The organism is Sulfitobacter geojensis, from assembly GCF_000622325.1.
In the GTDB taxonomy this organism is placed as follows: domain Bacteria; phylum Pseudomonadota; class Alphaproteobacteria; order Rhodobacterales; family Rhodobacteraceae; genus Sulfitobacter; species Sulfitobacter geojensis.
Map to the genome: position 1 here is coordinate 3,689,355 of NZ_JASE01000005.1, position 16,892 is coordinate 3,706,246.

At 59.7% G+C, this 16,892-nt stretch carries 16 protein-coding genes; 9 read left to right on the forward strand and 7 right to left on the reverse strand.

What is annotated here, in order from left to right:
- Positions 1–8: 8 nt before the first annotated feature.
- The 5 genes from pta (at position 9) to Z947_RS0120100 (ending at position 6,302) form a co-directional block, all read left to right on the forward strand.
- The gene (pta, locus tag Z947_RS0120075) at positions 9–1,013 is read left to right on the forward strand and encodes a phosphate acetyltransferase (RefSeq protein WP_025046071.1); all 1,005 of its coding nucleotides are present in this window, start codon (positions 9–11) and stop codon (positions 1,011–1,013) included.
- The gene (locus tag Z947_RS0120080) at positions 1,006–1,764 is read left to right on the forward strand and encodes a sulfite exporter TauE/SafE family protein (protein WP_025046072.1); all 759 of its coding nucleotides are present in this window, start codon (positions 1,006–1,008) and stop codon (positions 1,762–1,764) included. Before pta ends, Z947_RS0120080 begins: the two co-directional genes overlap by 8 nt.
- Positions 1,765–1,784: 20 nt before the next feature.
- Entirely contained in the window at positions 1,785–4,598 is a 2,814-nt protein-coding gene (locus Z947_RS0120085; RefSeq protein WP_025046073.1) for a molybdopterin oxidoreductase family protein, read from the forward strand.
- Positions 4,599–4,671: 73 nt separating this feature from the next.
- A complete protein-coding gene (locus tag Z947_RS0120095) occupies positions 4,672–5,430 on the forward strand; it encodes a 4Fe-4S dicluster domain-containing protein (protein WP_025046074.1) in 759 nt (252 codons plus the stop codon).
- On the forward strand, positions 5,430–6,302 hold the full coding sequence (locus Z947_RS0120100) for a dimethyl sulfoxide reductase anchor subunit family protein (RefSeq protein WP_025046075.1): 873 nt from the start codon (positions 5,430–5,432) through the stop codon (positions 6,300–6,302). The genes Z947_RS0120095 and Z947_RS0120100 overlap by 1 nt, the downstream gene beginning before the upstream one ends.
- 81 nt (positions 6,303–6,383) lie before the next feature.
- On the opposite strand, the gene dapA is transcribed toward Z947_RS0120100, so the two are convergent.
- Positions 6,384–7,259, reverse strand: a complete 876-nt coding sequence (gene dapA, locus Z947_RS0120105) for a 4-hydroxy-tetrahydrodipicolinate synthase (protein ID WP_025046076.1) — start codon at positions 7,257–7,259, stop codon at positions 6,384–6,386.
- Positions 7,260–7,396: 137 nt separating this feature from the next.
- Here dapA and Z947_RS0120110 point away from each other — a divergent pair, with 137 nt between their 5' ends.
- Positions 7,397–9,370 (forward strand): lytic transglycosylase domain-containing protein, encoded by a 1,974-nt coding sequence (locus Z947_RS0120110; protein WP_025046077.1) that lies wholly within the window; start codon positions 7,397–7,399, stop codon positions 9,368–9,370.
- Here Z947_RS0120110 and Z947_RS0120115 read toward each other — a convergent pair.
- Positions 9,317–10,204 carry a DMT family transporter gene (locus Z947_RS0120115; RefSeq protein WP_025046078.1) on the reverse strand — a complete coding sequence of 296 codons (888 nt, stop codon included), beginning with the start codon at positions 10,202–10,204 and terminating at the stop codon, positions 9,317–9,319. The genes Z947_RS0120110 and Z947_RS0120115 overlap by 54 nt on opposite strands.
- Positions 10,201–10,875 carry a tRNA (5-methylaminomethyl-2-thiouridine)(34)-methyltransferase MnmC2 gene (gene mnmC2, locus Z947_RS0120120; RefSeq protein ID WP_025046079.1) on the reverse strand — a complete coding sequence of 225 codons (675 nt, stop codon included), beginning with the start codon at positions 10,873–10,875 and terminating at the stop codon, positions 10,201–10,203. The genes Z947_RS0120115 and mnmC2 overlap by 4 nt, the downstream gene beginning before the upstream one ends.
- Positions 10,876–10,933: 58 nt before the next feature.
- On the opposite strand from mnmC2, the gene Z947_RS0120125 reads away from it, so the two are divergent.
- Entirely contained in the window at positions 10,934–11,968 is a 1,035-nt protein-coding gene (locus Z947_RS0120125; protein ID WP_037939790.1) for an NAD(P)/FAD-dependent oxidoreductase, read from the forward strand.
- On the opposite strand, the gene Z947_RS0120130 is transcribed toward Z947_RS0120125, so the two are convergent.
- The 4 genes from Z947_RS0120130 to Z947_RS0120145 form a co-directional block, all read right to left on the reverse strand.
- A complete protein-coding gene (locus Z947_RS0120130; protein ID WP_025046081.1) occupies positions 11,965–12,762 on the reverse strand; it encodes an HTD2 family dehydratase in 798 nt (265 codons plus the stop codon). The two genes, Z947_RS0120125 and Z947_RS0120130, sit on opposite strands and share 4 nt — an antisense overlap.
- 71 nt (positions 12,763–12,833) lie before the next feature.
- Positions 12,834–13,370, reverse strand: a complete 537-nt coding sequence (locus Z947_RS0120135; protein ID WP_025046082.1) for an NADPH-dependent FMN reductase — start codon at positions 13,368–13,370, stop codon at positions 12,834–12,836.
- Between the two features lie 115 nt (positions 13,371–13,485).
- Entirely contained in the window at positions 13,486–14,154 is a 669-nt protein-coding gene (locus Z947_RS0120140; protein ID WP_025046083.1) for a YiaD family glycine zipper/OmpA-like lipoprotein, read from the reverse strand.
- A gap of 127 nt (positions 14,155–14,281) precedes the next feature.
- Positions 14,282–15,145, reverse strand: coding sequence for a methylated-DNA--[protein]-cysteine S-methyltransferase (locus tag Z947_RS0120145; protein ID WP_025046084.1), 864 nt, complete (start codon positions 15,143–15,145; stop codon positions 14,282–14,284).
- Positions 15,146–15,236: 91 nt separating this feature from the next.
- Between Z947_RS0120145 and nth the strand changes: the two genes are divergently transcribed.
- Positions 15,237–15,884 (forward strand): endonuclease III, encoded by a 648-nt coding sequence (gene nth, locus Z947_RS0120150; protein ID WP_025046085.1) that lies wholly within the window; start codon positions 15,237–15,239, stop codon positions 15,882–15,884.
- Positions 15,885–15,902: 18 nt separating this feature from the next.
- The gene (locus Z947_RS0120155) at positions 15,903–16,892 is read left to right on the forward strand and encodes an adenosine kinase (RefSeq protein ID WP_025046086.1); all 990 of its coding nucleotides are present in this window, start codon (positions 15,903–15,905) and stop codon (positions 16,890–16,892) included.

Below are 16,892 nucleotides of genomic sequence, written 5' to 3' on the forward strand. Positions count from 1 at the left end.
GACAGGCCATGACAATGCTGCATGAGTTACGCACCCGCGCGGCGTCCCGGCCTGCCCATATCGTCCTAAGCGAAGGCCACGATCCCCGGATCGTGGCCGGCGCGCTTGAAGCTGTGCGTGAAGGTATCGCGCGTATCACGTTGGTCGGTTCTGCGACAATCGTGACCGGCCTTATGAAAGAGGTGGGCGCAACCGAAGCTGATTTGATCGCCATCGAAGATCCGGCAACGTCCGATATGACGCAAGAGGTCGCCAGAACCTATTACGACCTGCGCAAACATAAAGGTATCCGCGAGGATTTCGCCGCCGAACAGGCCCGCGATCCGCTGGTATTTGCCGCGATGATGGTGCGCAACGGCCATGCGGATGGCACCGTTGGCGGCGCTGTACATACCACATCCGATACCGTGCGTGCCGCCTTGCAGGTCATCGGCAAAGCCAAGGATGCGCCGCTTGTTTCCAGCTTTTTCCTGATGGCTTTGCCGGATAATCATCCGTCAGGCCGTGCTGCGATGACCTTTGGCGATTGCGGCCTGGTGATTGACCCCGATGCAGACGAGCTTGCGGCCATTGCCGCTTCTTCTGCCGCGTCGCACCGCCAATTGCTTGATGAAGCGCCCAAAATCGCTTTGCTCAGCTTCTCGACCATGGGCAGCGCGAAGCATCCCAATGTGACCAAAGTCAGCGATGCGGCCAGCATTCTGAAAGAGCGTCATCCCGATCTTGAAGCCGATGGAGAGCTGCAATTCGACGCGGCTTTCGTCCCGTCGGTAGGCAAGTCCAAGGCACCGGAGTCCTCCGTGGCGGGACATGCGAACGTGATGATTTTTCCCAACCTTGATGCTGGCAATATCGGCTATAAGATCGCGCAGCGGATTGGTGGCTGTGATGCAATCGGTCCCGTTCTTCAGGGCCTCACCAAACCGGCAAACGATCTGTCGCGCGGCTGTACGGCAGAGGACGTGACCAACATGATCGCGGTCACGGCTCTTCAGGCAAACGGCAATGACTGAGATATGGTCAGCGCTGCCCACCACCCCTTCCCAAACGATCCTTCTTTTCGGCATCCTGTTCGTCGCCGGACTGGTGCGCGGCTTTGCGGGCTTTGCGCTGTCCGCGCTTGTAATGGCATCGGCGGCAAGCTTTATCGCACCCATCCTGTTGATTCCTATTCTGTGGTTTCAGGAAATGGCCGCGAGCCTGCTGATGGCACGCGGCGGCTGGCAAGATGCGGATCGTCCGCGCACAGCACTGCTGGTGATCGGCAACTGGTTGGGCTGGCCGCTGGGTTTGTGGATGACGGTGACGCTCCCGGTCGAAGCGTCCAAGCAAATCGCGCTGGCCATCATTCTGGTGCTCGCAGCACTTCAGCTGCTCAGGGTCAACATTCCGGCCTTGGCCAGTCGCGCAGGCACGCTCATCACCGGATTTATCGCGGGAATAGTGTCAGGCGTCGCACATGTGGGCGGTATGGTTGTGGCGCTCTACGTGCTCAGTCAGAACAACAGCGCGCGCTCCATGCGCGGAACGCTGGTGCTTTATCTCTTAATCGGCTCCCTCGGCTCACTGGTCTATCTGATCTTTTTCAACGTGATGACCTATACCGCTACGCTCTCTGCCCTTACGCTTACGCCAATTACACTGCTGGGCGTCTGGCTTGGCACCAAGCTCTTCAATCCCCGTTGGGAACCCTATTACAAACCCTTCTGCCTGTGTCTGTTGATCGGGCTGGCGGCATTCTCCCTGCTCCGCAGCATGATCTGACCTAAGAAAGGACCGACACCATGAACCAGCCCAAGCTAGATCTGTCGCCCAAGGTATCCGACGAGATTCGCAAGACGACCTGCTACATGTGTGCCTGTCGCTGCGGGATCAATGTGCATCTGAAAGAGGGCAAAGTTGCCTATATCGAGGGCAACCGCGATCATCCGGTCAACAAGGGTGTGCTTTGTGCCAAAGGGTCCGCAGGGATTATGCAGCACAATGCGCCCTCACGTTTGAAATCGCCGCTCAAGCGGGTCGGGCCGCGCGGGTCTGGCGAGTTCGAAGAAATCAGTTGGGATGAGGCCTATCAGATCGCGGCTGACTGGCTTGAGCCCATCCGCAAAGACAATCCCGAAAAGCTCGCGTTCTTTACCGGTCGCGACCAGTCGCAATCCTTCACATCCCTCTGGGCGCAGGCCTTTGGCACACCGAACTATGCGGCACATGGTGGCTTCTGTTCAGTAAACATGGCCGCCGCCGGCATCTACACCATGGGCGGCGCGTTTTGGGAATTCGGTCAACCCGATTGGGATCATACCAAGCTGTTCATGCTGTTTGGCGTTGCCGAAGACCACGACAGCAATCCGATCAAAATGGGCATCGGTAAAATCAAGGGTCGTGGCGCGCGCGTCATTGGCGTGAACCCGATCCGCACCGGTTATAACGCGGTCGCCGATGATTGGGTCGGAATCACCCCCGGTACGGACGGTTTGTTCATCCTGTCGATGATCCATTGCCTGATGAAGGCGGGCAAGATGGATCTGCACTATCTCGCGCAGTACACAGACGCACCCGTTCTGGTGAACAACGATGAAAAATCACCCGAGTACGGTCTTTATCTGCGGGACGAAAGCGGCAAACAACTGGTCGTGGACCGCGTAACAGGCAAACTTACCGCCTATGATAAACCCGGCGTCAAACCTGATCTGTCGGCCACCCACCGCGCCAAAGGCGTCACCCACCGCCCCGTCTTTCACCAGATGGCCGAGATGTATCTGAGCGATGAATATGCGCCGGAAGCTGTGGCGGAGCGCTGCGGCATCCCCGCCAAGCGTATCCGTGCGATCGCTGCGGAACTTGCCCGCGTTGCCTTTGACGAAGCATTCGAGCTGGATCACGCGTGGACCGATTTCCGCGGCGAGAAGCACAAGACCATGACAGGCCGCCCTGTGTCCTTCCACGCCATGCGCGGGATTTCGGCCCATGCCAACGGCTTTCAGACCTGCCGCGCACTGCACACGCTTCAAATCATACTTGGCACGGTCGAGGTTCCGGGCGGCTTCCGTTTTAAACCACCCTATCCCAAGCCAGCGACAGCCCACCCAAAGCCGCACGTCGGCATGACACCCGGCGCACCGCTAAACGGACCGCACCTTGGTTTTGTGCATGGTCCTGACGATCTGGCGCTGAAAGACGACGGCACACCGGCCCGCATCGACAAAGCATTCACATGGGAAAACCCGATGTCCAGCCACGGGTTGATGCATATGGTCATCTCGAACGCGCATGCGGGCGACCCTTACAAGATCGACACGCTGTTCATGTATATGGCGAACATGTCGTGGAACTCGTCGATGAACACCGGCGGCGTTATGGAAATGCTGACGGACAAGGACGAGAACGGCGATTACGTCATCCCGCATATCATCTATTCCGATGCCTATAGCTCTGAAATGGTTGCCTATTCCGACCTGATCCTACCTGACACCACCTATCTTGAGCGCCACGACTGTATCTCGTTGCTGGACCGCCCGATCTGCGAGGCGGACGCGGCGGCGGATGCCATCCGCTGGCCTGTGGTCGAACCCGACCGCAACGTCAAAGGCTTTCAATCCGCTTTATGTGATCTGGGTGCAAAGCTGGGTTTACCCGGCTTCGTCAATGAAGATGGCACACAGAAATACGCCGACTACGCCGATTACATCATCAACCACGAACGCCGTCCGGGTATTGGGCCGCTGGCAGGTTGGCGCATGGGCGAAAAGGGCCTGCAATCCGGGCGCGGCGGCGTGAACGAAGGCCAGATCGACAATTACATCGAAAATGGCGGTTTTTTCGTCGAACACATCCCCGACGGGGCGACCTATTATAAGCCGTGGAACATGAAGTATCAGGAATGGGCCGTCGGCATGGGCCTGTTCGACAGCCCACAGCCCTACTTGTTTTCGCTCTATGTCGAGCCGATGCGCAAATTCCAACTGGCCGCCGAAGGCCACGGTGAACGGCAACCGCCCGGCCATCTGCGCGAGCGGATCAAAGAGACGATGTCACCGCTGCCGATCTGGTACGAGACCGATCAACAGGGCAATGAGGGTTACACCATCAACGCGCTGACCCAGCGCCCCATGGCGATGTATCATTCATGGGGATCGCAAAACGCTTGGCTGCGTCAGTTGCATGGACACAACCCGCTGTACCTGCCGACCAAACTGATGCGCCAGAATGATCTGAGCGATGGCGATTGGGCGCGGGTCTCCTCGCCACACGGCGAAATCACCGTACCGGTAATGGAGATGGCCGCGCTGAACGAAAATACCGTCTGGACGTGGAATGCCATCGGCAAACGCAAAGGCGCATGGGCGCTGGATACAGACGCACCCGAGGCGACCAAGGGCTTCCTGCTTAACCACCTGATCCACGAACTTCTGCCCCCCAAAGCGGACGGCATGCGGTGGGCCAACTCCGACCCGATCACCGGTCAGGCGGCATGGTTTGATTTGAAGGTGCGGATCGAAAAGACGGAAGCACCTAAAGAATCGCGGCCTGAATATCCACCGATTGAATCCCCCGTCGGGAAAGGGCCCGATAAACTGGCATGGAAGGTTGGCAAATGAGAAACCTGTTTGTCTTGCAAGAAAAATCTCAGAACTTTTTCGAAAGTCTTGACCCCCGTGCGGAGGAAAACCCATGACAACATTGCCACAGACAACCGACAAAAAGCTCGGGCTGGTTATCGACCTTGATACCTGCGTCGGGTGCCATGCATGCGTGATCTCTTGCAAAGGTTGGAACACGGAAAACTACGGGGCGCCCTTGTCCGATCAAGACCCTTACGGTGCCGACCCCTCAGGCACTTTCCTCAACCGCGTGCATTCCTACGAAGTACAGCCTGAACAAGGGGCGGCTCAGCTGATCCACTTCCCCAAATCTTGCCTGCATTGCGAGGATGCGCCTTGCGTCACGGTCTGCCCCACGGGGGCCAGCTATAAGCGTGTCGAGGACGGCATCGTTCTGGTCAACGAGAGCGACTGCATCGGATGCGGGCTATGCGCTTGGGCCTGTCCATATGGCGCGCGCGAGATGGATCAGGAAGAGAAGGTGATGAAAAAATGCACCCTCTGTGTGGACCGTATTTATAACGAAAACCTGCCCGAAGTGGATCGCGAACCAACCTGCGTGCGCACCTGCCCTGCCGGTGCGCGTCACTTTGGTGATCTCGGCGACCCCGATAGCGCCGTTAGCCAGTTGGTTGCAGAACGTGGCGGCGTTGACCTGATGCCCGAACAAGGCACCAAGCCCGTCAATAAATACTTGCCCCCGCGCCCCAAAGACACATTGCCAAGCTCTGGGCCAGAGTTTGACGTGCTCGCCCCCTTCCTCGAACCGGTCGTGGCAGAGCCCAAGGGTTTCCTTGGCTGGCTCGACAAAGCACTGGAGAAAATCTGATGCATCCCGCACCTTCCGTCATCTTCTTCTCGGTGTTTTCAGGCCTTGGTTTCGGGCTGCTTGTCTGGCTAGGCCTTGGCGTGCCTGCTGTCACCGGCACTTCGGCATTTGCCTTTTTCACCATCGCCTATCTGCTGGCCGTTGGCGGGCTGATCTCCTCGACCTTTCACCTTGGCCACCCTGAACGCGCGCTCAAGGCGTTTACCCAGTGGCGCTCAAGCTGGCTAAGCCGCGAAGCGTGGTGCGCGGTTGCGGCGCTTGTATTGATGGGCATTTACGGGCTTGGACTAGTGTTCTTTGATACCCGTTGGACGCTCCTTGGCATATTGGGCGCGCTGTTTTCCATTGGAACCGTGTTCACCACTTCGATGATCTATGCCCAGCTTAAAACCGTACCGCGCTGGAATATGCCCCTGACACCGCTGAACTTTCTGTCCCTTTCGCTTGCCGGCGGCGCGCTGCTGGCCGGACAGGTCAAAGGGGCGATGTTGCTGATTGTCATCGCAGGTGGCATTCAGATCGTGACCTGGATGCTGGGTGACAAACGACTGGCACAAAGTGGCAGTGACATGGCCTCCGCCACACAGTTGGGCGGGATCGGTAGCGTGCGGGCCTTTGAACCGCCCCACACCGGCACCAACTATCTGTTGCGTGAATTTGTGCATGTGATCGGGCGCAAACATGCAACGAAACTGCGGATCATCGCCTTGGCGCTGATGAGCGTGCTGCCGGTTCTGTTGCTGCTTTTGCCGTTCAATCACATTCTTGCGGTAATTGCCGTCCTGGCCCATGTCGGCGGCGTCTTGACGGCCCGCTGGCTGTTCTTTGCGCAAGCCGAACATGTCGTCGGCCTGTATTACGGCAAGCGGTAAAGCACAGCGGCGGGGATAACCCCGCCCTACATCAACACGCGCCGTAGGGCGGGATTATCCCCGCCTTACGTTATTTCAGGATCAGTTGAGCAGACCGGCATGACGCAGTGCTGCGTCGACCATTGCCTTCGTCTCATCCGTCAGGCTCGTGAGCGGCAAACGCACCTCATCCGAGCAAAGGCCCAGCTTCGACATGGCGTATTTCACGCCCACCAGACCCGGTTCGGTAAAGATGGCTTTGTGCAATGGCATCAACCGGTCCTGTATTTCCAGCGCGGCGGCATAATCCCCTTTGGCGCAGGCCGCCTGAAGCAGGCTGCTCAGACGCGGGGCCACATTGGCCGTGACCGAAATACAGCCCACACCACCCTGTGCGTTGAAACCATGCGCTGTGGGGTCTTCCCCCGATAGCTGACAGAAATCCGCACCACAGGTGATCCGCTGCATGCTGACGCGCGCCAGATCGCCGGTGGCATCCTTGACCCCGATGATACGCGGCAGTTGCGCCAGTTCGCCCATCGTCTCTGGTGTCATGTCGATGACGGAACGCGGCGGGATGTTGTAGATGACGATCGGCAAGGCACAGGCGTCGTGGATGGCCGTGAAATGCGCAATCAACCCGCGCTGCGTCGGCTTGTTGTAATAGGGCGTCACAACAAGGATCGCATCCGCGCCGACTTTCTCGGCGTGCTGGGCCAGACGGATCGATTCAACCGTGTTGTTCGAACCTGCACCGGCAATCACCGGAATGCGCCCTGCGGCCGCTTTTACCACCTCTTCAACGACGGTTTCATGTTCGCCGTGTGTCAGGGTTGGCGATTCGCCGGTGGTACCGACAGGAACCAGCCCGCTTGACCCTTCACCGATGTGCCATTCGACAAGTTTCTTCAGTGTCTCCAAATCCAGCGCGCCGTTACGAAACGGCGTGACGAGGGCAGGCAGTGAGCCTTTGAACATGTGCACGCTCCTTTGTTGTGCCAAACTTGGACGATGACGGCAGGCATCCGCCTGACGGGGAAAAATACCGGCGTTGTGATTTGATTGCGCCAGTCTCTTGGATATGATGCAAGGCTCTAGCCCTTTGCCGACAGGAAATGCAAGTGATGACACGGATTCTGACCGCAGTGCTGCTTGTTTTCATCACTGGCCTTAGTGCCTGGGCCGAGCGCCCCCGCCCGTTGGGCTGGGCGATGGAGGCGATGCGCAACGGCAATTGGCAGGTTGCGGGTCAACTCGCGGCACGTGACGGGCAGGTCGCGGCGGACGTGATCGAATGGCAACGCCTGCGGGCGGGGCGCGGCACCTATGCCGACGTCACCGATTTTTTGAACCGCCGCCCCGACTGGCCCGGCGAGGCCTATCTGCGCAAACAAGCCGAAGACGTGGTGATAAAACAGGACGATGCCGCGATTCTGTCGTTTTTTGCCGCGATGCCTGCGCAGACGCCGCGCGGTGTGCTGGCCCATGCCGCCGCTTTGATCCGTGCCGACCAGCGGGGCGAGGCAGAGGCCAATGTCGTGCTCGCGTGGCGCACCATGGCAATGAACCCGACATCGCAGGCCCTGTTTCTGGCAACGCACGAAGACTTGCTTAAACCCCACCACAAAGCGCGCCTTGATGCGATGCTGTGGGCCAGAGAACACGCAGAGGCGCGGCAGATGTTTGACCTGGTCGGCAAGGACGATATCGCCTTGGCCGAAACCCGCATCGCTTTGCAAAAGCGGGCAGGTGATGTGAACCGGTTGATCGACGCCTTACCCGCTGCGCAGGCCGCAGATGCGGGGCTTCAGGCGGACCGCTTTGAATGGCGCATCCGTAAAGGATTGGTGAACGATGCCAAAACCCTGATGCTGGAGCGTTCCACCAGTGCAGAGGCCTTGGGCCAACCCGTTGCTTGGGCCAACCGGCGGCGTGCCTTGGCGCGGGGCGAAATGCGCTCTGGCGATCCCGAACGCGCCTATGCCTTGGCCTCGCAACATTTTCTTGACGGTGGTTCGCATTACGCCGATCTGGAATGGCTGTCGGGTTATATCGCCCTGCGGTTCCTGAATGACCCCGAAGCCGCCTTGCAGCATTTCCTGAACCACGACAGCGTCGTGCAGTCCCCTATTTCGCAGGGCCGCGCAGGGTATTGGCAGGGCCGGGCACTGGAGGCGATGGGCAAGACAGAAGAAGCCCAGCTGGCCTATGAAATGGGCGCGGAATACCAGACGTCTTTTTACGGGCTGCTTGCCGCCGAACGCGCCGGTCTGCCCTTTGACGCGACCTTGGCCGGCGCGCCCCCCGCGCAATACTGGCGCACATCGCCACTGGCGAACGCCCCTTTGTTCGAGGCCGGTTTACTGCTGCAAGCCTCCGGCGAACTGAACCTTGCCGAACGGTTCTGGACCCACCTTGCCGAACAACTGGTGCCCGAGGACCTTGCCCTGCTTGGACAGGCCGCAATTGACGCCGGCCAGCCGCATCTTGCGGTGATGATCGGCAAGCGGGCCGCGCGCCGTGGCCTGACGATCGCCGCGCCCTATTATGCACTGCACCCGCTGACGCAGATGGAATTGCCGATGGTGCCGGAAATGACCCTTGCGATTGCACGGCGCGAAAGCGAATTCGACCCCGTTGTGCAATCCGGTGTCGGCGCGCGCGGGCTGATGCAGATCATGCCGGCAACCGCACGCGACGTGGCCCGTGATCTGGGTGTCAGCGAATTGCACACCACCGACCGTTTGACCGCGGATCCGGTCTATAACGCGCGGCTCGGCGCGGAATACCTATCACAGATGGCAGGCCGGTTTGACGGCAATGTGGTGATGGTTTCGGCGGCCTATAACGCGGGCCCCGCGCGCCCTCCGCGTTGGATGGCCGATTACGGTGACCCGCGCAAAGGCGACATCGACATTGTCGATTGGGTCGAAATGGTGCCGTTTCGCGAAACACAAAACTACATCATGCGCGTGACCGAAAGCCTGCCGATCTATCGCGCGCGTCTGGGCAAAGATCCCCTGCCCGTGCCGTTTTCACAGGAGCTCATTGGCGCGACCCTGAAGTCGCTCGCGCCAAAAAGTGAATAAACCCGCTGCAATGATAATTGCCGCGCCGATGGCCACATTGGTACGGATCGTTTCGCCAAACACGCTGATCCCGATGATCGCGCCGAACGCAAGTTGGAAATAGGCAAAGGGCTGCACCGCGCTGGCCTCTGCCACTTCGTAGCAGCGGATCAACAACCAATGGCCGGTCACCCCCGTCACACATAAAAACATCATGTAAATCCAGTCGGTGCCCGTCATCGGCTCCCAGAACCACAGCCCCACCAGCGTCATCGCAACGGCCCCCGCCGTGCCGGTCCAGAAGAAACTTGTCGCGGTGGTGTCCAGCCGCGCGGCATATCGGGTGAGCAACCCGTAAATGGCAAACAGGGTTGCCGACACCAACGGAATGACGGCGGCAGGGTCAAACACGCCCATCCCCGGTTGCAAAATGATGATCACCCCGACGAAGCCCGCGCCAATGGCCAGCCACCGTCGCCAGCCCACGCTTTCGCCAAGCACCGGCCCCGACAAGGCGGCGACCAACAGCGGATAGCAAGTGAACACGGCAAGGCTTTCGACCAGCCCCAAAACGGTAAAGGCTGCGACCATCACACAGATTTCAGCCGCCAGCAAAACGCCGCGGAAGGCCTGTAAAACCGGCTGGTGCGTTTGTGCGGCCGCACGAACACCGCCCGCGTTGCGCCGTGCAATGGCAACGACAAAAGCCGCAAAAAACCAATAGCGGATCATCACCACCATTAGCACGTTGTATTCCCCCGCCAGGTGCCGGGACAGCCCGTCCTGCACCGCAAACACAAAAGTTGTGGCAATCATCAGCCCGATGCCAAGGGGGATATTGTTACTTTGGCTCATGCGGGCATCCTTGCGCCGGTCATATGGCGTTTACGCCCGTATCCTGTTGTGCGCTCCACCTCGAAACCGGCCGCGTCTAATCCACGGCGCACAAATCCTGCGGCAGTATAGGTCGCAGCGGTGCCAAGCGGGGCAGTATGCGCGCCGACCTCAAGCATCAATTCGGGCGCCCAGAGTTCGGGGTTCTTGGCGGGGGAAAACCCGTCTAGAAACCATGCATCCGCCTGTCCTTGCCACGCAGGCAAGGTCAGCCGCGCGTCGCCTTCAACGATTTCGGCCCGCAATCCGGGCAGTTCAATCACCCCGCCTTTGCCCTGCCACGCAGCCGCCAGCGCATCCCGTTTGCCGTCAAACGCGGGAAATGCCTGATGGGCGCGGGCCATATCATCGGGGGTCATCGGAAAGGCCTCGAAGCTGGTAAAATGCAGCGGCCCTGTGATGCCGGCCCTGTCCCACGCATCCCAAGCGACCAGCAGGTTCAGCCCCGTCCCGAACCCTAACTCAGCTATGCGAAAACCGCGCGCAAACCGGGCGGGCAGGTCATTGCCATCCAGAAACACATGTTGCGTTTCAGCCATGCAATTCTCAAGGCTAAAGAAAGGGTCGTCAAAACGGGTCGACACCGGCACATCGCCGTCGCGCCACGTGATTTGATCAGTCTGGTTTTGCATGGGCTACCCGCGTAAAGAGGACATAACGCAGGCATGCGTGAAGGAGCAGGCATTGGCAATATATGATCTGACGATACGCGGCGCGGGCATCTTTGGCCTGTCGATTGCATGGGTTGCCGTGCAGCGCGGTGCCAAGGTCCAGCTGATTGACCCTTTCGGGCCAGCGGCGGGCAGCAGTGGCGGTGTCGTCGGTGCCTTGGCCCCGCATGCCCCGGAACACTGGAACCCCAAAAAGGCCTTTCAACTCGACAGCCTGTTGATGGCCGAAGGGTTCTGGGCAGATGTCGAGGCCGCAAGCGGTGTGTCATCGGGGTATGCCAGAAACGGGCGCATCCAGCCCATCGCCGACGATCACGCCCTCATACTGGCGCGCAAACGGGCGCAGACCGCAAGGGAGCTTTGGCAAGTTCATGCCTTGTGGGAGGTCATCCCCGCGACCGGTGAAGATTGGCAACCCCGCAGCCCCGCCGGTTTTGTGATCCGCGACACGCTGAGCGCTTTGGTTCATCCGCGAAAGGCCTGTCAGGCCTTGGTTGCCGCACTTGTCGCGCACGGCGTGACGGTAAAGGCGCAGGGCGACGATGAAGGCAAAGTATTGTGGGCGACGGGGGTTGCCGGTCTGGAGGCCCTGAACACCGGGCGCAGCCGCCCGATGGGCAACGGTGTCAAAGGACAAGCTGCGCTGCTGGCGTATGACGCGCGTGGACTGCCGCAGCTTTACGCGGATGGCATTCACGTGATCCCGCACAACGACGGCACGGTTGCCATCGGGTCCACATCCGAACGGGATTTCACAAGCGGCACACAGACCGACGCGATGCTGGACGATGTGATCGCCCAAGCGCGTGCTGCCCTGCCGGTTCTGACGGATGCACCTGTGCTGGAACGCTGGGCCGGTGTACGTCCCCGCGCCCGCAGCCGCGCCCCGATGCTGGGCGCTTGGCCGGACCGACCGGGGCATTTCATCGCCAACGGCGGTTTCAAGATCGGTTTCGGGATGGCCCCCAAGATCGCCCATGTGATGGCCGACCTGCTGCTCGATGACCGCGACGAAGGAATCCCCGACGGGTTTCGCGTCGATCAGAGTTTCTAGGCCTGCGCCGTCATACATTGCCGCCCGTCCGGCCCGCGCACCCATAGATCACGGCCCTTGCGACACAGCGTTGCCGTTTCGAAATGCATCAAGGGAGATGTCGCGCGAAAACTGAATGTTTCAAGCGGGCCCAGCTGGTCCTGCGCCATCAACATCAGAAGTTGCGCCAACAGCGGGCCATGCACCACCAGCCCGCTATAGCCTTCGACGTCGCGCGCATAATCAAGATCGTAATGAATGCGGTGCCCGTTGAAAGTAAGCGCGGAATAGCGGAACAAAAGCGTCGATGAAAACGATACCTGCTCGTGGTGTTCTTCATCCGTGCGGGCCATGATCAAGGCGGGTTTCACTGCTGCCGGATCGGGATCTTCGCGGTACACCAGATCCTGCCACTCGCTAAGGCAATACTGCCCGTCTTGATGCACGTCATGGCGCAGGGTGACAAAACCCAACGGTCCGCTGCGCCCCTGTTTCGGCGTCGCGCTTTCGCAGATGCTGGTGCGCGTCGCAGCCACGCCGGCCCTGAGCGGCGCGTGAAACGCCAGACGCCCCGCCGCCCACATCCGGCGCGGCAACCCCATATCGGGGATCAACCCGCCAACCTTGGGATGCCCGTCACGACCCAGTTGTTCGGCCACTTGAGGGTCCCAGAAATATAGCTGGTGGAAGAAGGGAGGCAGCGGCGTGCCGGTGGCACAGCCCGCCGACACCCCCAAGGCCACGTGCATCGCATTAGCACGCGCCGGATCAAGGATGTCATGCTGGGTGATATGCGGGGTTTGTGTCGTATCCATCCCCACGGCCTAAAGGAAACCGGCCCGCCCCTGCAAGCCCGACCAACAGGGATCGGGCCTGCGGCGCGCCCTTAGATCATGTCGCGCAAGGACTGCATCAGCTGCGTCAGGTCTTTGACGTACATCTCGCCGGTTAGCTGACCGGTTTCGTCAAAGGCGTCAGAGCTTGCTGCCAGATGCAGTTCCGGACCCTGAAGGATGCGCGGACGGAAAGGCACCATGAAACTGCGTAGGATCATCTGTGCGCGTTCGCCCCCGGCACGGCCAGCAGCGGCGGACATCACGGCAACAGGTTTGTTGTTCCACGGGGTGCCGTCCGCGCGGCTGATCCAGTCCAACGCGTTCTTGATCACACCGGAGGGGCCTTTGTTATACTCGGGCGTTGAAATGATCACCGCATCCGCCGCAGCAATCCGCGCGGCGGCGTCTTGCACGGCTTGCGGCACGCCATTGGCCGCTTCGTCGTCCCCGTCATAAAGAGGGAACCGGATATCGAGCAGGTCGAAATCGGACGGGCCGAACAGACGTGCGGCTTCGTGCAGCAGTTTGGTATTGGTCGCATCGGCCCGCAAGGAGCCAGAGATACCGAGAAGTTTAGGGGTGGTCATAGGATGCCTCCTAGCAAGAAATTCAGATAGGCTATACCTGAGCCATTTGTGCTAAAAAGCAAGAAGCCCCCGCGAAATGCAGGGGCTTTGTGCGTTTTTGCTGAGGTCGAGAAGATCAGGAAGGGTTCGGCAGGATCACGATCTCGACGCGGCGGTTCTGTGCCTTGCCCTCAGGTGTCAGGTTGCTCGCAACCGGCTGGCTTTCCCCGCGACCGAAGGTGCGCACACGCTGTGGCGGCACACCGCTGTTGATCAGCACATTCGCCACGGATTGTGCGCGGCTTTCGGAAAGAGTCTGGTTATAGGCTGCGTCGCCGTCGCTGTCGGTGTGACCGACAATTTGCAATGTTGAGTCCGCGTAAACCTGAACGTTCTGTGCCAAGGCGCGCAAATCACCCTGCAAGGTCGGCGTCAGAACACTGCTGTCTGTTGCAAACAACAGGTTGTTGGGCAGGGTCACGATCAAACGATCACCCGTGTTGGTAATCGCCACGTTAGACCCCATCTGCTGGCGCAGTTCGGCCTCTTGCTTGTCAAGGTTGTAACCGATACCCGCGCCCAGCGCGCCCCCAACAACCGCACCGACCAGCGCGCCATCACCGCGGTTGTCGTCTTTGGCCAAAGCGCCGATCAGGGCACCGGAGGCCGCACCGATCAAAGCGCCGTTCTTGGTTTTCTGGTTCGGATCACCCGGCTGCGCCAGAATACCGGCGGGTTGCGTACATGCGCCAAGCGCAAGCGAACCGGCCACTGCTGCGGCCAAGGAAAGTTTCGAAGAAATCATAGCTACTGCCTTTGTGTTCGGGCCCCGTTCGGGCAGGGCGCATTATTCAATGCGGTATATATGGGGTCGCCACCGGATAAAATCACGGGGAAATATGCATCGGCAGTATCTTGCCTAGGCACACGGGCTAAACCTCTGCCCGCGCGGCCTCGAACGCCAGCATCGCGCGTTTCACTGGCAATCCCCAGTGATAACCGCCCAAAGCCCCCGATTTACGCAGGGCACGGTGGCAGGGGATCAACCACGACACCGGATTGCGCCCCACCGCAGTGCCAACCGCGCGCACCGCTTTGGGATTGCCGATGGCGCTGGCAATATCGGAATAGGTGGTCACATGACCCGAAGGGACCCGCAGCAATGCTTCCCAGACCTTGATCTGGAAAGGCGCGCCGATCAGGTAAACCGGTGCCTTGTCGCGTGTGCTATCTTCGGCACCAAAGGCGGTGAGTACCCAAGGGCGCAACCTGTCCGCATCCTCGACAAAGGTTGCGTTCGGCCAGCGCGTGACCAGATCCTGCATCGCTGCATCCTTGCCCATCTCCGCTGCGAGTGCGAGACCGCAAATGCCCCTTTCCGTGCCCATCACCAGCGCCAGCCCGAAGGGGCTGTCAAACCACCCCCAATACACGGTCAGCCCCGCCCCCGCGCGGGCAAATTCACCCGGGCTCATCGCCTCCCAACGCAGAAACATGTCGTGCAGACGTCCCGTACCGGACAGGCCGACCTCATGCGCGGCTTGCAAGGTGGTGGCGCGGTCGCGCAGCATTTCCTTGGCCTGCCCCAGCATCAGATATTGCTGATAGCGCTTCGGGGACACGCCGACCCAACGTGAGAACAGCCGCTGGAAATGTGCGGGCGACATGCCCATCGCCTCGGCAATCTGTTCAAGGGTCAGGGATTCTTCGGCCCCGTCAAGCAGTTCAATGGCGCGGCGCATGACCTGATAGTGATAGCCGTCGTCAAATGCGGGGATGTGTGTTGTCTGGTTCATGCCCCCAATCTAGGCAGCAATTGCGGCCCTTGCGACCCGAAACATGCGCAACGGCTTGCCCCCCTTGCCGGTTTCGCCCATACCAACGCCCATGGCAAAACAGCTCGATTATCATACCATCCGCGCGATTTTCACCCGCTTTCAGGACGCCGATCCAGAGCCGAAGGGCGAATTGGACCACGTGAACGTCTATACCTTGGTCGTTGCCGTCGCCCTGTCGGCGCAGGCCACCGATGCCGGTGTGAACAAAGCAACGAAAGAGCTGTTCAAGGTGGCCGACACCCCGCAGAAAATGCTGGACTTGGGGTTGGACGGGCTGACCGACCATATCAAAACCATTGGATTGTTTCGCCAGAAAGCGAAGAATGTGATGAAGCTGAGCCAAATTCTGGTCGATGAGTATGGCGGTGAAGTGCCAAACTCACGCGCCGCGCTGCAATCCCTGCCCGGTGTAGGACGCAAGACCGCCAATGTTGTGTTGAACATGTGGTGGCAACAGCCCGCGCAAGCCGTCGACACCCATATTTTCCGGGTCGGCAATCGCACCGGCATCGCCCCCGGCAAAACCGTAGAGGCCGTGGAGCGCGCGGTCGAAGACAACATTCCCGCGGATTTCCAGTTGCATGCGCATCACTGGCTGATCCTGCACGGGCGCTATCACTGTAAGGCACGCAAACCCATGTGCCCGACATGCATAATCAAGGACCTCTGCCCTTTCGAGGACAAGACCGTCCACTAATCCCCAAAGGAAAACGACATGAAAACCTATGACCTTGTTGGCATCGGCAACGCCGTTGTGGATGTGATCACCCAAACCGATGACCCTTTTCTGGCCGAAATGGGCATTGAAAAAGGCATAATGCAACTGATCGAACAGGACCGCGCCGAAGTGCTGTATGGCGCAATGAACGAACGCGTGCAGACCCCCGGCGGTGCAGTGGCAAACACCATCGCTGGGGCTGGTGCGCTTGGCATGCAATCCGCCTTTATCGGGCGTGTGCGCGACGATTCATTGGGCCGGTTTTATGCCAGCGCCATGACAGATCACGGCATCGACTTTGTGAACCCGCCGGTAGCGGATGGCGAAACGCCGACCTCGCGCTGCATGATTTTTGTCACGCCGGACGGCGAGCGTTCTTTGAACACCTATCTGGGCATTTCAACCGGCCTGACCTCGGCAGATGTGCCCGAAGCGGTCAGCGGCAACGCCAAACTGATGTTCCTCGAAGGCTATCTGTTTGACCATGACGCAGGTAAAACCGCCTTTCGCGAAGCGGCACGTGCGACCAAAGCGGGCGGCGGTATGGCCGGCATCGCAATTTCCGATCCGTTCTGCGTTGAACGCCACCGCGCCGATTTCCTGTCTCTCATCAAAAACGATCTGGGCTATGTCATCGGCAACGAAGCCGAGTTGAAGTCGTTGTTCGAAACTGATGACCTTGAGGTCGCGCTTTCTAAAACTGCCGACATTTGCGCCAACGTCGTGTGCACCCGTTCAGGCGACGGTGTGGCATTGATAAAGGACGGCGCACGCGTTGATGTCGGTGTCACATCTGTAACGCCGGTGGATGCCACCGGGGCGGGCGATCAGTTTGCCGCCGGTTACCTTTACGGTTTGTCCAAAGGGGCTGACCTTGAAACCTGTGGACGCATGGGCAACCTCTGTGCTGGCGAAGTTATCAGCCACATCGGCCCGCGCCCGCAAAAGGACATGCTGGCCGCATTCAAAGCCGAAGGTTTGGTGTAA

Excerpts from the sequence above, each read along its gene's own strand:
- Z947_RS0120095 (WP_025046074.1), top strand. The coding sequence starts at position 4,672 with ATGACAACATTGCCACAGACAACCGACAAAAAGCTCGGGCTGGTTATC.
- nth (WP_025046085.1), top strand. The coding sequence starts at position 15,237 with ATGGCAAAACAGCTCGATTATCATACCATCCGCGCGATTTTCACCCGC.
- dapA (WP_025046076.1), bottom strand. The coding sequence starts at position 7,259 with ATGTTCAAAGGCTCACTGCCTGCCCTCGTCACGCCGTTTCGTAACGGC.
- Z947_RS0120145 (WP_025046084.1), bottom strand. The coding sequence starts at position 15,145 with ATGAACCAGACAACACACATCCCCGCATTTGACGACGGCTATCACTAT.
- Z947_RS0120100 (WP_025046075.1), top strand. The coding sequence starts at position 5,430 with ATGCATCCCGCACCTTCCGTCATCTTCTTCTCGGTGTTTTCAGGCCTT.
- Z947_RS0120155 (WP_025046086.1), top strand. The coding sequence starts at position 15,903 with ATGAAAACCTATGACCTTGTTGGCATCGGCAACGCCGTTGTGGATGTG.
- Z947_RS0120140 (WP_025046083.1), bottom strand. The coding sequence starts at position 14,154 with ATGATTTCTTCGAAACTTTCCTTGGCCGCAGCAGTGGCCGGTTCGCTT.
- Z947_RS0120110 (WP_025046077.1), top strand. The coding sequence starts at position 7,397 with ATGCAAGTGATGACACGGATTCTGACCGCAGTGCTGCTTGTTTTCATC.
- Z947_RS0120130 (WP_025046081.1), bottom strand. The coding sequence starts at position 12,762 with ATGGATACGACACAAACCCCGCATATCACCCAGCATGACATCCTTGAT.
- pta (WP_025046071.1), top strand. The coding sequence starts at position 9 with ATGACAATGCTGCATGAGTTACGCACCCGCGCGGCGTCCCGGCCTGCC.
- Z947_RS0120085 (WP_025046073.1), top strand. The coding sequence starts at position 1,785 with ATGAACCAGCCCAAGCTAGATCTGTCGCCCAAGGTATCCGACGAGATT.
- Z947_RS0120115 (WP_025046078.1), bottom strand. The coding sequence starts at position 10,204 with ATGAGCCAAAGTAACAATATCCCCCTTGGCATCGGGCTGATGATTGCC.
- Z947_RS0120080 (WP_025046072.1), top strand. The coding sequence starts at position 1,006 with ATGACTGAGATATGGTCAGCGCTGCCCACCACCCCTTCCCAAACGATC.
- mnmC2 (WP_025046079.1), bottom strand. The coding sequence starts at position 10,875 with ATGCAAAACCAGACTGATCAAATCACGTGGCGCGACGGCGATGTGCCG.
- Z947_RS0120135 (WP_025046082.1), bottom strand. The coding sequence starts at position 13,370 with ATGACCACCCCTAAACTTCTCGGTATCTCTGGCTCCTTGCGGGCCGAT.